We start from the raw sequence: 12,614 nt of genomic DNA, 5'->3' as shown, positions 1-12,614 counted from the left end.
AGCTTAGATCAGCGCGGCAATGGCGCGCGCGGTGTCGTTCATGCGGTTCGAGAAACCCCATTCATTGTCATACCAGCTCACCACGCGGATCATGCCGCCATCGGTCACCCGCGTCTGATCGGGCGCGAGGGTGGAGGAATGCGGGTCGTGGTTGAAATCGGTCGAGACGAGCGGCGCGGGCTCATAGGCCAGCACGCCTTTCAACGCGCCATCGGCCGCCTGTTGCATGGCGGCGTTCACCGCCTCTGCCGTGGCGGGTTTCTTGGGCATGATGCACAGGTCCACGAGCGAGACATTGGCCGTCGGCACCCGCACGGCGGACCCTTCGAGCACGCCTTTCAGATGCGGGATCACCTCGGAAATCGCGGCGGCGGCGCCGGTCGAGGTGGGCACCATCGACAGGGCGGCGGCACGGCCACGATAGGGGTCGCGGTGCGGGCTGTCATGGGTCGGCTGGTCGCCGGTATAGGCGTGGATCGTGGTCATATAGCCGGTTTCGATCCCGAAAGTATCGTCCAGCACCTTGGCCACGGGGGCGAGGCAGTTGGTGGTGCAGGAGGCGTTGGAGACGATCACGTCTTCGCCGGTCAACTCGTCATGGTTGACGCCGTAGACCACGGTGCGGTCCACACCCTTGCCGGGGGCCGAGATCAACACGCGTTTGCTGCCATTCTCCAAATGTTTCGCCGCCGCATCGCGGGCGGTGAAGAAACCGGTGCATTCATAGGCCACATCGACGTCGCCCCAGGGCAGCATCGCCGGATCGCGCTCTGCCGTCATGCGGATGCTCTGGCCCGCCACATGCAGGGTGCCGTCCTTCAATTCCGCATCCACCGGCAGGCGGCCATGGACGGAGTCGTATTTCAGCAGGTGCAGCAGGTTCTCGGCATCGGTCAAATCGTTGATGGCAACGACTTCGATCCCGTCAAAGCCGTTCTCGATCAGCGCGCGCAGCACGCAGCGTCCGATGCGGCCAAAGCCGTTGATGGCGATTTTAGTGGTCATGGTGAGTCCTCCGGTGGCCCGGTTTCGGGCGGATTGGCGCGGTTAGCGCTAACATAGCATTGGGTGTGATGGAGTTCAATTGGCCAGAGGTAGGAAATCGGCACCCGGTTTCAAGGCGCCGATTTTGGGCCTGTTTTCAGCCCGGTTTTACGAATGTGCGCTATGGCGGCGGCGCACGCTGTCGGGCCGCCCCGGCAGGCTGAGCCGCGCGTCGTTGCGCGCTTGGCGTGAGATCACGCGGCCCTTGGCCACGACGCAGAGCCGGTCGGGCCGCAGGCGCAGCGCCTCGATCGGGTTGCCCGCGTCCAGCACCACCAGCGAGGCGGTCGCGCCAACGCGCAGCCCGTAGTCCTGCAAGCCGAGGATCCGCGCGTTCACATTCGTCACCATGTCAAAACAGCGGCGCATCTCCTCGGGCGAGGTCATCTGCGCCACGTGCAGCCCCATGAAGGCCACGTCGAGCATGTCACCCGTGCCCATGGAATACCACGGGTCCATCACGCAGTCCTGCCCCCAGCCGACGTCGATGCCCATGGCCTGCATCTCCTTCACCCGCGTCAGGCCGCGGCGTTTCGGGAAGCTGTCGTGGCGGCCCTGCAGGGTGATGTTGATCAGGGGATTGGGGATCGCGGCGACCTGCGCTTCGGCCATCAGCGGCAGCAGTTTCGAGACGTAGTAATTATCCATCGAATGCATCGAGGTCAGATGCGAGCCAGCCACCCTGCCCTGCAGCCCGAGGCGTTGAGTCTCATAGGCCAGCGTCTCGATGTGGCGCGAATGGGGGTCGTCGGTCTCATCGCAATGCAGGTCGACCATGAGGCCGCGTTCGGCGGCCAACTCGCACAGCGCGGTGACGGAGCGGGCGCCGTCGGCCATGGTGCGTTCGAAATGCGGGATGCCGCCCACCACGTCGACGCCCATGTCGAGGGCACGGATCGTGTTCTCATGCGCCGTGGGGTCGCGGTAGAGCCCGTCTTGCGGGAAGGCGACGAGTTGCAGGTCGATGTAGTCCTTCACCGTTTCGCGCACGTCGAGTAGGGCTTCGACGCCCAAAAGACGGTCGTCGCAGGTGTCGACATGGCTGCGGATCGCCAGAAGGCCGAGCGAGGCGGCCCAGTCGCAATATTCCAGCGCGCGTGCTTTGACTTCGTCTTGGGTCATCACCTCCTTCAACTCGCCCCAGAGGCCGATGCCTTCGAGCAGGGTTCCCGAGGCGTTGATGCGCGGGGTGCCGTAGCTGAGCGTGGCGTCCATGTGGAAATGCGGGTCAACGAAGGGCGGGCTGACGAGGTCGCCGCTGGCGTCGATGGTCTCGCGGGCCTGCGCCGTGGAGAGGTCTTCGATGGCGGCGATGCGGTCGCCCTTGATGCCGATGTCGGTGCGGCGTCCGTCGGGGAGCGTGCCGCCTTTGATGATGAGGTCGAACATGGGTTGGTCCTTTTCATGGCTATGCGGGCAACCACAAAGGGCAGCCCCCGGCCGCGGGTGGGGGTGAAGCCCCCGCCCAGGGGGGCGGTCGGGGGCTGTCCGGCCTGCGGCCGGACGGAACGGTTGAAAGGAAGCGCTTCAGTCAGCGCTCACCTTTGTTGAAGGGCACCATCAGCGCCGCTGGCACCTGCGCCCGGCGCGACATGACGACAAGCGCGAGGATCGACAGGATATAGGGCGCCATCAGGAATATCTGGTAGGGAATATCGGCCCCGAGCGGCGTCTGCTGCACGCGGATCTGTAACGCGTCGAAAGCCGCGAACAGCACCGCGCCCAGAAGCGTCTTGCCCGGCTTCCACGAGCCGAAGACCACCAGCGCGATGCAGATCCAGCCGCGGCCGTTGACCATCTCGAAGAAGAAGGAGTTGAAGGCCGACATGGTCAGGAAGGCCCCGCCCACGGCCATCAGCCCGCTGCCGACCATGACCGCGCCGATGCGGATCGCCGAGACGCTGAGCCCCTGCGCCTCGACCGCCGCCGGGTTCTCCCCCGCCGCGCGCAGGGCGAGGCCCATGGGCGTGCGGTAGAGCACCAGCGTGACCACGAGCACCAGCGCGAAGGCCAGATAGGTCAGCGGGGTCTGGTTGAAGAGCGCGGGACCGATCACCGGGATGTCGGACAGAAGCGGGATTTCCAGCGGCTGGAAGGCCTCGATCTTGGGGGGCGAGGTTACCTCGGGCAGCGCCAGACGGTAGCAATAGTATGTGAGCGAGGTTGCCAGAAGCGTGATGCCGAGGCCCACGACATGCTGGCTGAGGCCGAAGGGCACGGTCAGCACACCGTGCACGAGGCCGAAGGACATGCCCGAAAGCATCGCCACCGCCACGCCGAACCACAGCCCGCCGCCGAGGTAGACGGTAAGCCAGCCGGCGAAAGCGCCGACGACCATGATGCCCTCGATGCCAAGGTTCAGCACCCCGGCCCGCTCGCAAATCAGCTCGCCCAAGGCGGCGAAGATCAGCGGCGAGGCGATGCGGATCGCGGCGGTCCAGAAGCTCGCCTGAAGGAGAATGTCGAAAATATCCATCAGTCGCGCCTCACCCGGAATTTCGTGAGCATGATCGCCAGCACCATCGCCAGCAGCGCCAGCGCCAGCATGATGTCGGCGAGGTAGGTGGGCACGCCCGCGGCGCGGCTCATGCTGTCGGCGCCGACGAAGATGCCGGCGACGAAGAGTGCCGCGACCACCACGCCCAAGGGGTTCAAGAGCGCCAGCATGGCGACGATGATGCCGGTGTAGCCAAAGCCCGGCGAGATATCCAAGGTGAGGTTGCCCTTAAGCCCCGCCACCTCGGAAAAGCCCGCCAGCGCGGCAAGGCCGCCCGACAAGAGCGCCGTCTTGATCAGCACGGCATTCACCGGAATGCCCGCGAACCGTGCAGCGGCGGGGTTCAGCCCCACCGCGCGCATCTCGTAGCCCAGCGTGCTGCGGCGCTGGATCACCCAGACGACGAGGGCCGAGATCAGCGCGAGGGCAAAGCCCCAGTGCAGCCGCAGCCCCTCGGCGATGCGCGGCAGACGCGCCTCCCCGATTAGCCGCGCGGACTTGGGCCAGCCGAGGCCCATCGGGTCCTTCAGCGGCCCTTCGAGCAGCATGGAGACCCAGAGCAGCACGACGAAGTTCAGCAGAAGCGTGGTGACCACCTCATCGACGCCGAAGCGGGTTTTGAGGAAGGTCGGCACCAGCAGCACCACGGCCCCGGCGAGCATGGCGGCGACGGCAATCGTCGGCAGGAGCGCGAAGCTGGGCCATGCCAGCGCGCCGGTGCCCAGCACCACGGTGACCACCGCGCCCATGTAAAGCTGCGCCTCGGCGCCGATGTTCCACAGTTTCGCGCGGAAGGCGACGGCGACGGCAAGCCCGGTGAAGATCAGCGGGGTGGCGCGGTTGAGCGTCTCCAGCAGGGCGAACTTCGAGCCGAAGGCGCCCTTGACGATGAGGCCCAGCACCGAGAACGGCTGTGCACCGGCGACCATCGCGAGCAGTGAGGCGATAACCACGGTGGCGAGCAGCGCCAGCGCGGGCAGGCCCAGCGAGCGGGTCCATGTGGGGTTGGCGACGGGTTCAAGCCGCATGGGAGGTCTCCTCGAATCCATCGCCCGCCATCCAGACGCCGAGCTCGGCGGGGGTGAGCGCGCCGCGTGCGAAGGGGGGCGAAAGGCGGCCTTCGGAGATCACGTGGATCACGTCCGACAGCGCCGTGACCTCGTCGAGGTCTTCCGAGATCAGCAGCACCGCCGCGCCGCGGTCGCGGGCGGCCAAGAGTTGTTCGTGCACGTAGGTGAGCGCCCCGATGTCGAGGCCGCGCACCGGTTGGTTGGCCAGCACCACCGAAGGCGCGGTTTCTAGCACCCGGCCCAAGATCAGCTTTTGCATGTTGCCGCCCGACAGAAGGCGGATACGCGTTTCGGGGCCGGGGCAGCGCACGTCGTAGCCCTTGATGATCTTGGCGGCGAAATCGCGGGCGGCGCGCCAGTTCATCCAGCCGTGGCGGGAAAAACCGGGGCGAGAGTAAAGCTCGAGCACCGCGTTCTCGGTGAGGTCGAAATCGGCGATGGTGCCGGTCTTGTGCCGGTCCTCGGGGATGCGGGCGATGCCCGCGCCGATGGCGGCATGGGGCGACCAGCCGCGCGGGGCGTCGCCTTTCACATGAAACGTGCCGGAGGCAGGGCGAATGAGGCCGCCGATGAGGTCCGCAAGCGCCGTCTGCCCGTTGCCGGAAACCCCGGCGAGGCCGGTGATCTGGCCCGCGCGCAGTTCCAGATCGACATTCTTCAGCCCCGGAGCGCTGCCGACGTCCGGGGTGCTGACGCCTTGCAGCGTCACCAGCGCGGCACCCGGATCAGCACGGCGCACAACAGGGGCGGCGACCTCGGAGCCCACCATCATCTGCGCCATCGCGGCGCGGTCGGTCTCGGTGGTCTTGGCTTCGGCTACCAACTTGCCATGTCGCAGCACCACGACGCGCGAGGAGATCGCCATGACCTCGTGCAGCTTGTGCGAGATGAAAATGACCGAAAGGCCAAGGGCGACCGCTTTTCGCATGGTGGCGAAGAGGTCCTCGGTCTCCTGCGGGGTCAGCACGGCGGTCGGCTCGTCGAGGATCAGGATACGCGCCTCGCGGTAGAGGGCTTTCAGGATCTCGACCCGCTGCCGCTCGCCCACGCTGAGGCTGCGACCTGCGCATCGGGGTCCACGCGCAGACCGTAGTCCTCCATCAGCGCCACGATCTTTTGTCGCGCCTGCGCCCGGCCAAAGCCGGGGCGCCAGATTGAGCGGGTGCCGAGGACGATGTTTTCGAGAACGCTCATGTTGTCCGCGAGCGTGAAATGCTGGTGCACCATGCCGACACCGGCGGCCAGCGCCGCGCGCGGATTGCCGGCAGGCAGGCGTTCGCCGAACACTTCGACATGGCCCTCGTCGGGCGTGTAGTGGCCGAAGAGGATATTCATCAGCGTGGTCTTGCCCGCGCCGTTTTCGCCCAGCAGGGCAATGACCTCGCCCTGCCGCAGATCGAAGGAGATCGCGTCATTGGCGGTGAGCTTGCCAAATCGCTTGGTAATGCCATCGAGGCGCAGGACCACCTGCGCCTCGGGGTTTTGATCGGTCATTTAGTTGGACTTCGGCTCTTCGTCGTTGATCTCGACCGTGAAGGACCCGTCGCGGATCGCCTTCTCGCGCTCCTCGATGAGGTCCATCGCCTCCTGCGGGACCTTGCCCTCGAAGGTGCCCAGAGGCGCCAGCGAGGAGCCGTTCTCGGCCATGAAGGAATAGCGGCCGTAGTCGTCGGCCTTGAACTCGCCCGCCTTCACCGCGGCGATGGCGGCATCGAGCGTCGGCTCGAAATGCCACAGGGCGGAGGCGACGACGGTCTCGGGGTATTCGGCCTGGGTGTCGATCACGTTGCCGATCGCCAGCACGCCCTTCTCCTGCGCCGCGTCCGAGACGCCGAAGCGCTCGGCATAAAGCACGTCGGCGCCCTGCTCGACCATGGCAAAGGCGGTTTCCTTGGCCTTGGGCGGATCGAACCAGGAGCCGATGAAGCTGACCTGGAACTTGATGTCGGGGTTCATCTCGCGCGCACCGGCCATGAAGGCATGCATCAGGCGGTTCACCTCAGGGATCGGGAAGCCGCCGACCATGCCGATGTTGCCGCTCTCGGTCATCGACCCTGCTACGATCCCCGACAGATACGCCGCGTCCTGAATGTAGTTGTCGAAGACCGCGAAATTCGGCAGCGCATCGTCCTGCTTGAAGCTGGAACCCATGAGAAAGGCAACCTCGGGGTAATCGGCGGCGACCTCGCGCGCCTCGGCCTCGGCGCCGAAAACCTCGCCCACGATCAACTGGTTACCGGCCTCGGCATATTCACGCAGCACCCGCGCGTAATCGGTGTTGGAGACATTCTCGGTGAAGGTATATTCAATGTCGCCGCGTTCCTGCGCCGCCTCGGCGGCCTTGTGGATGCGGCTGACCCACTGCTGTTCCACCGGCACGGTATAGACGCCCGCGACCTTGATCGGCTCGGCGGCCAGCGCGCCCTGCGGCAAAAGGCTGGCACCCGCCAGCATGGCCGCCGTGCCCAATAGGAAGCGGCGTGTGAAATTGCGTTGTGTCATTTTTATCCCCCGTTGGTTAGGTATTTTACCGTTTGATAAAATATTTTACCTGTCAAGCTTCTCCTGACCCTAGGTCAGCCCAAGCTTTTCCGAATAGGCGCCTTGTGCTGATTAATGTGGCAGTCAGCAGGCGAAGCGGTAAATAGGGTCGACCCCAAGGATCGGATTCTACGATGAGCCATGTATTGCACCGTAACCTGCGCGCCACGCAACCTGTGATCGTACGCGGAGAAGGAAATTTCCTTATTGATGACAAAGGGAAGCGCTATTTGGACGCCTGTGGCGGTGCGGCTGTATCAAGCCTTGGGCATGACAATGCCGCCGTGCGCGCCGCCGTCGCCGCGCAGATGGACAAGCTCGCCTTTGCCCATACTGGCCTCTTCACCAACGCCCCGGCAGAGGCGCTGGCCGACCATCTGATCGCCCGCGCGCCTGAGGGTACAGGCGAAGGCCGGGTCATGTATCTGGGCAGCGGGTCCGAGGCGATGGAGGCGGCACTGAAGCTCGCCCGGCAGTACCATCTGGAGCGCGGCGACACGGCGCGCGCCAAGATCATCGCGCGCAAGCCCAGCTATCACGGCAATACGCTCGGCGCACTGGCGGTGGGCGGCCATGCCGGGCGCCGCAAGCCCTTTGCCCCGATGTTGATGGAGGTGGAGCATATCGACGCCGCCTATGCCTACCGTCTGCAACGCGACGGCGAGAGCGAGACGGATTTTGCGCGGCGGCTGGCGGATCAGTTGGAGGCGCGGATTGTCGAGCTGGGGCCAGAGACGGTCGCCGCCTTCGTGGCCGAGCCGGTGGTCGGCGCCTCGCTCGGCTCCCAGCCCGCGCCCGAGGGCTATTTCAAACATGTGCGCGAGATCTGCGACCGCCACGGCGTGCTCTTGATCGCCGATGAGGTGATGTGCGGCATGGGGCGCACCGGCAGCCTTTTCGCGCTGGAGCAGGAAGGCATTTGCGCCGATATCACCACCATGGCCAAGGGCCTCGGCGCGGGCTATCAGCCGATCGCGGCGGTGATGGCGCGTCAAAGCGTGATCGAGGCGATCATGGCGGGCAGCGGCAACCTGTGGAACGGGCACACCTATATGTCCCATGCGGTCGCCACGGCGGGCGCGCTGGCGGTGCTGCAAGAGGTCGAGAGCCACGATTTGCTGAGCGCGGTGCGCATCCGGGGGCAGCAGTTGGAAACCGCGCTGCGCGACCGCTTTGGCGAGCATCCTCATGTCGGTGACATTCGCGGGCGCGGGCTGTTCTGGTCCATCGAACTGGTGGCCGAGCGCGACAGCAAGACGCCCTTTGACGTCAGCCGCAACCTTGCGGGCAAGATCCAGCGCGCGGCGATGGAGGCGGGGATGATCTGCTACCCTTCGCAGGGCTGCGCCGATGGCACGGCGGGGGATCACGTTCTGCTGGCCCCGGCCTTCACCTCCCCGCCCGAGGAAATCGAGATGACGGTCGAGATGCTGGGCGCGGCGGTCGACGGGGTGATCGCGGAGGGCTGACCCCTCCGCCTGCCCATTACCGGCCTTTGATCTGGATCGAGAAGTTGCGCCGCGCTCCGGCGGGCGGGCGCGGGAAAGGGGCGGCCTTGCGGATGATGCCAAGCGCCGCCTGATCCAGCGCCGCCGACCCGGAGCTGCGGGCCACGCGGACCCCTGCCAACTGCCCGCCCCCACCGATGGAAAAGGCAATCACAGCCGTCCCGCGGGAGCGGACGCGCGGCTTGCCGACACGGGCGATGCGGCTCATCACCTTGCCGGGATAGTTGCTGGCCGCCGCATTGCCCGCAGGCGCGGCGGCACGCTGGCGGCTGCCGGATTGCGCGGCGTTGCCCGCGCGGCTGGCCGTCTGCGCGCCCTTGGTGTTGTTGCGCTTTGCATTGCCGCGCGTGGTCTGTTTGGGCTTGGGTTTCGGCTGCGGCTTGGGCTTGGCCTTCTTGGCCGCTTCGGCGGCGCGTTCGGGGTCGCGGCGCTGCGGGCGCTGCGACAGGCGCGGCGCGTCATCCTCGGCCTCGGCGGTGAGGGTTTCGACCGGCGGCACCGGGGCGGCAGGCGTGATCGTTGGCGTGGCCTCAGTCGTCTCGGGCGGGGTTTCGACCGGTGTCAGGGCGGGCAAGACCGGCGTCTCTGTCGGCGCGGCGGCGGGCGGAGCCACGGGCATGGGCTCGGCCTCAACCGTCTGCACCGGCTCTGCGACGGGCGCAGGCGTGGGGGTGAGCGTGGGCTCGGGCGCGGGGGTCGGCGGCAGGGCCTCTGCGGTTTCCACCGGTTCGGGTTCGGGGGTTGGGGTGATCTCTTCCACCGGTTCGGCATCCAATGTGCCGACCGCCATATCCTCAAACCGCGTGCCAAGCTGGGCCGCGGCGGGCGCGCCGCCGCCTGCGATCTTGGCGCTGTCGTCGATCTGGGCGAGTTGCGACACGCCCACGACGAGGCTGGCAGCGACGCCGATGGAAAGTGTTTTGACGAGACCGGAACGGGGGATCATTGCAGCGCCCTTTCGGTGACAAGCATGACGCGCGCGGCCCCTGCCCCGCGCAGCTTGCGGGTCAGTTCGACAAGGCGGCGGGCGGGCAGCGCGCGGTCGGGGAGAAGCCGCACGGTGTCGCGCTCTTCTTCGGGCAGCGCGTCGATGAAATCGGCCACGCTGGCGCGGTCTTGGCCTGCGTAGGTCATGCGGCCATCGGCATGGACCACCAGCGCATTGGGCGGGGCGCGGCCCTCAAGCTCGCGGGTTTCGACGAGGTTGAGATCGGAATCGAGCGGCTGCGACAGGGTGCCTGCGACCATGAAGAAGACCAGCATCAGAAAGACGATGTTGATCAACGCGATGGTCGGTTCGCGTTGCGGTTTGGCCTTGGCGATGGGTCGCATGATCAGCCCTCCAGAACCGAGACGCTGAGCCCCGGCAGGGCGCGCAGCGCGATGAGCAGATCGGCCAACGCCTGCGCCTCAACCTCGGCCCCGAGCGAGACCAGAAGCGGCGTGCCCTCCTCAGCCTCGGCCAAGGGGCTGGCGGTCAGCGCCTCAAGCGCCAGCGCATCGCCGTTGAGGCGCAGCCCCTCGGTGGTCAGTTGCAGGAAATAGGGTTTCGCCCCCGTCTCGGCCCCTGCCCCGGATGTCGCTGCGGCCAATTCGATCTCGGCAAATTTTGAGAAGGTCGAGGTCAGCATGAAGAACAACAACAGCAGAAAGATCACGTCGATCAGGGAGGTCATGGAGAGGCGGTTGCGCCGCCGGCGTGGCCTAGCCATGGGCTGGCCGGGGCGCGGCGGCGGCGAAGGGGGTGGCGGCAGGCGCAGCGGCGGGGGCCGCGTTCTGGCCGGGATGCAGCACGGTGAGGATCGCCTTGTCGGCGATGACGCGCTCGTTCTCCATGCGTTGCTCAAGCCAGCTGAGCACCAGCGCGGTCGGCATGGCCACGACAAGCCCCACGGCAGTGGTCAGAAGCGCCACCCAGATGCCACCGGCGAGGATCGACGGGTCCACCTGAGAGCCCGCATCCTGCAAAGCGCGGAAGGCTTCGATCATGCCCAGAACCGTGCCGAAGAGACCCAAGAGCGGGGCAAGCTGCGCCACGGAATCGAGCAGGCGGAAGCCGCGCTCCAGCTTGGCAAAACGCATCTCGGCCTCGGCCTGCAAGCGAGAGGCACCCGCCTCAGGCGCGGACATGGCCAATTCGATCACCGGGGCGAGGTAGCTTTTCGACCGGCCCAGCGCCGCGCGGGCGGCGGCGGCATCGCCGCGCTCCCATGCGTTGACCGCTTCGGACAGCGCCCGGTGGCGGCCCACGGCGGCGGCGCGGAACTGCCATGTCTTATAGAGGGCGACCGCAAGGGTCAGCACGGCCACGGCCATCAGGATCACCACCACCGGGCCACCGGTTTCGGCAATGCCCCGCAGCGGGGTCAGCAGCGCGTCAAGTTGATCCATCAGCCCAGCACCTCAATCTCGGTCCGGGTCGCCGGGGCCAGCGCGTTTTCGCAGGTGCCCGCCTCGATCCCCACGCCGTCACAGCTTTGCGCGCCGTTAAAGAGGATGCGGCCAAGGTTTTCGCAGGTGGTCTGCGGCACCACGAACTGACGCACGCGCGGGCGGCCAACGGGCAGTTCGCCGAAATCGAAGAGCGTTAGCCGGTTCACGGTGCCTTCGCGGTCGAACAGCACCGTTTCATAGACCGCCTTGTCGAGCGGGGCGGAAAGCTCGTTGGTGATGAGGAAGGTCAGCTTGCAATTGGCTTCCGTGGTGTCGGCGGCGTTCAGCTCGACCTTGAGCGCGGGCGAGGCGCTGGCCGGGGTTGCGGCGGGCGTCTCAGCGGCGGCGCCTTGGGCGATGGTCAGGGACAGGGCCGCGAGGAACGCGGAACGAAAATGCGGCATGGGGGTGGCTCCCGATGGGTTTGTCTTTGATCACGGCGCAGGTCTGGGGCGCCTGCCACAGCGGGGCAGAATCGTCGCAGCACCTCTTGCGCCAAGCGGAATTTCTGCCTGCTGCCTAGCAAAACCGGGCGACGGTGACAATCCTGACTTTAATACTCGGATTATATCTGCGCAGCGCGGCCCGTTCTGCCAAGCGGGGAACAGTTGCGCCGGGCTGGGGTTGGGCTGCTGAAACCACCACGCGCGGGCGACCGCATCCGCGCAGAGAAGGAGGCCAGAATGACCGACGACAGCCAAAAGATCGCGACCATCGACCCTGCCCATAACGTGGCCCTGTTCACGCCGGACGCGAAAGCACTGGAGCAAGCGGCCTCGGCCGGGATGAAAACGGTGGTGAACTTCCGTGCCTCGGATGAGAAAGGCGGCCTCTCCCCCGATGCAGAGCGGCTGGTGGCCGAGAAGCTGGGGTTGAACTACCTGCACCATCCGGTGACGCCAGACGCCCTTGGCCCCGAGACGGTGGATGAATTCCGCAAGTCACTGGACGACCTACCCCAGCCGGTGTTTCTGCACTGCGCTTCGGGCAAACGTGCGGGGGCGATGACCCTGATGGCCCTTGCGGCGGATAAGGGTTGGGACGGCGATACGGCCCTGCAGGAGGGCAAGGCCCGCGGCATCGACCTGACCGAAGAGAAGATCGGTCAGTTGGTCAAATCCTACGCGGATAGCAAAGCGTGAGAGAAGCGCCCGGTTTTGCCGGGCGTTTTACTTTTGCGCGCAGTAGAGGCCATGCAGCGTTTCCAGAACGGCCACGGCCTCCTGCCCCTTGACCCGGTAAAAGATCGTCTGCCCCGCCCGGCGGCTGTCGACCAGACCGGCGTCTTTCAACTTTTTCAACTGCTGCGACATGGTGGATTGCGACAGACCACAGGCCTGCGCCAGATCCCCGACCGAGCGTTCCCCACCGATCAGACGGCACAGGATCTGCAACCGCGCTTCTGACGCTAGCATCGTCATAAGCGCCGCAGCCCCGGCGATATCGCCATCCAGAAAGTCGTCCGTGTTTTTCATATTAGCATCATTGAATATTATGATGACGTAATATATACTGATTTAC

General features: G+C 66.1%; 13 protein-coding genes and 1 pseudogene. 2 read left to right on the top strand and 12 right to left on the bottom strand.

What is annotated here, in order from left to right; all coding sequences use genetic code 11:
• Nucleotides 1-3 precede the first annotated feature (3 nt).
• From gap to FCK22_RS10465, 6 genes and pseudogenes are all read right to left on the bottom strand, one after another.
• The gene (gene gap, locus FCK22_RS10490) at nt 4-1,005 is read right to left on the bottom strand and encodes a type I glyceraldehyde-3-phosphate dehydrogenase (protein ID WP_067262158.1); all 1,002 of its coding nucleotides are present in this window, start codon (nt 1,003-1,005) and stop codon (nt 4-6) included.
• Between the two features lie 147 nt (nt 1,006-1,152).
• Entirely contained in the window at nt 1,153-2,433 is a 1,281-nt protein-coding gene (locus tag FCK22_RS10485; protein WP_067262156.1) for an amidohydrolase family protein, read from the bottom strand.
• A 142-nt stretch (nt 2,434-2,575) separates the two neighbouring features.
• Nucleotides 2,576-3,520 carry an ABC transporter permease gene (locus tag FCK22_RS10480; protein ID WP_067262155.1) on the bottom strand — a complete coding sequence of 315 codons (945 nt, stop codon included), beginning with the start codon at nt 3,518-3,520 and terminating at the stop codon, nt 2,576-2,578.
• Nucleotides 3,520-4,569: an ABC transporter permease gene (locus tag FCK22_RS10475; RefSeq protein ID WP_067262148.1), complete on the bottom strand. Its 1,050-nt coding sequence runs from the start codon at nt 4,567-4,569 to the stop codon at nt 3,520-3,522. Before FCK22_RS10475 ends, FCK22_RS10480 begins: the two co-directional genes overlap by 1 nt.
• Nucleotides 4,559-6,105 (bottom strand): annotated as a pseudogene (locus FCK22_RS10470) (ABC transporter ATP-binding protein). The gene FCK22_RS10475 and the pseudogene FCK22_RS10470 overlap by 11 nt, the downstream one beginning before the upstream one ends.
• Entirely contained in the window at nt 6,106-7,113 is a 1,008-nt protein-coding gene (locus FCK22_RS10465; protein WP_067262144.1) for a BMP family protein, read from the bottom strand.
• A 173-nt stretch (nt 7,114-7,286) separates the two neighbouring features.
• On the opposite strand from FCK22_RS10465, the gene FCK22_RS10460 reads away from it, so the two are divergent.
• The gene (locus FCK22_RS10460) at nt 7,287-8,621 is read left to right on the top strand and encodes an aspartate aminotransferase family protein (RefSeq protein WP_067262143.1); all 1,335 of its coding nucleotides are present in this window, start codon (nt 7,287-7,289) and stop codon (nt 8,619-8,621) included.
• A 16-nt stretch (nt 8,622-8,637) separates the two neighbouring features.
• Here the strand turns inward: FCK22_RS10460 and FCK22_RS10455 are convergent, their stop codons facing one another.
• Genes FCK22_RS10455 through FCK22_RS10435 form a run of 5 tightly spaced genes read right to left on the bottom strand, consistent with a single transcriptional unit; the run spans nt 8,638 to nt 11,497 of the window.
• On the bottom strand, nt 8,638-9,606 hold the full coding sequence (locus FCK22_RS10455; protein WP_136720411.1) for an energy transducer TonB: 969 nt from the start codon (nt 9,604-9,606) through the stop codon (nt 8,638-8,640).
• Entirely contained in the window at nt 9,603-9,992 is a 390-nt protein-coding gene (locus FCK22_RS10450; RefSeq protein ID WP_067264882.1) for a biopolymer transporter ExbD, read from the bottom strand. The genes FCK22_RS10455 and FCK22_RS10450 overlap by 4 nt, the downstream gene beginning before the upstream one ends.
• 2 nt (nt 9,993-9,994) lie before the next feature.
• Nucleotides 9,995-10,336, bottom strand: coding sequence for a biopolymer transporter ExbD (locus FCK22_RS10445; protein WP_067264880.1), 342 nt, complete (start codon nt 10,334-10,336; stop codon nt 9,995-9,997).
• Between the two features lie 28 nt (nt 10,337-10,364).
• Nucleotides 10,365-11,051: a MotA/TolQ/ExbB proton channel family protein gene (locus FCK22_RS10440; RefSeq protein ID WP_067264877.1), complete on the bottom strand. Its 687-nt coding sequence runs from the start codon at nt 11,049-11,051 to the stop codon at nt 10,365-10,367.
• Nucleotides 11,051-11,497 (bottom strand): hypothetical protein, encoded by a 447-nt coding sequence (locus FCK22_RS10435; RefSeq protein WP_136720410.1) that lies wholly within the window; start codon nt 11,495-11,497, stop codon nt 11,051-11,053. Before FCK22_RS10435 ends, FCK22_RS10440 begins: the two co-directional genes overlap by 1 nt.
• A gap of 279 nt (nt 11,498-11,776) precedes the next feature.
• Here FCK22_RS10435 and FCK22_RS10430 point away from each other — a divergent pair, with 279 nt between their 5' ends.
• On the top strand, nt 11,777-12,235 hold the full coding sequence (locus FCK22_RS10430; protein ID WP_067261015.1) for a sulfur transferase domain-containing protein: 459 nt from the start codon (nt 11,777-11,779) through the stop codon (nt 12,233-12,235).
• Nucleotides 12,236-12,262: 27 nt separating this feature from the next.
• On the opposite strand, the gene FCK22_RS10425 is transcribed toward FCK22_RS10430, so the two are convergent.
• Entirely contained in the window at nt 12,263-12,568 is a 306-nt protein-coding gene (locus FCK22_RS10425; protein ID WP_067261016.1) for a metalloregulator ArsR/SmtB family transcription factor, read from the bottom strand.
• Between the last annotated feature and the right edge of the window lie 46 nt (nt 12,569-12,614).

The organism is Sulfitobacter sp. 15WGC, assembly GCF_005068605.1.
GTDB classification, from domain to species: Bacteria; Pseudomonadota; Alphaproteobacteria; order Rhodobacterales; family Rhodobacteraceae; genus Sulfitobacter; species Sulfitobacter faviae.
The sequence above is the reverse complement of the archived record's forward strand: the minus strand, read 5'-3'. Positions and strand labels throughout refer to the sequence as shown.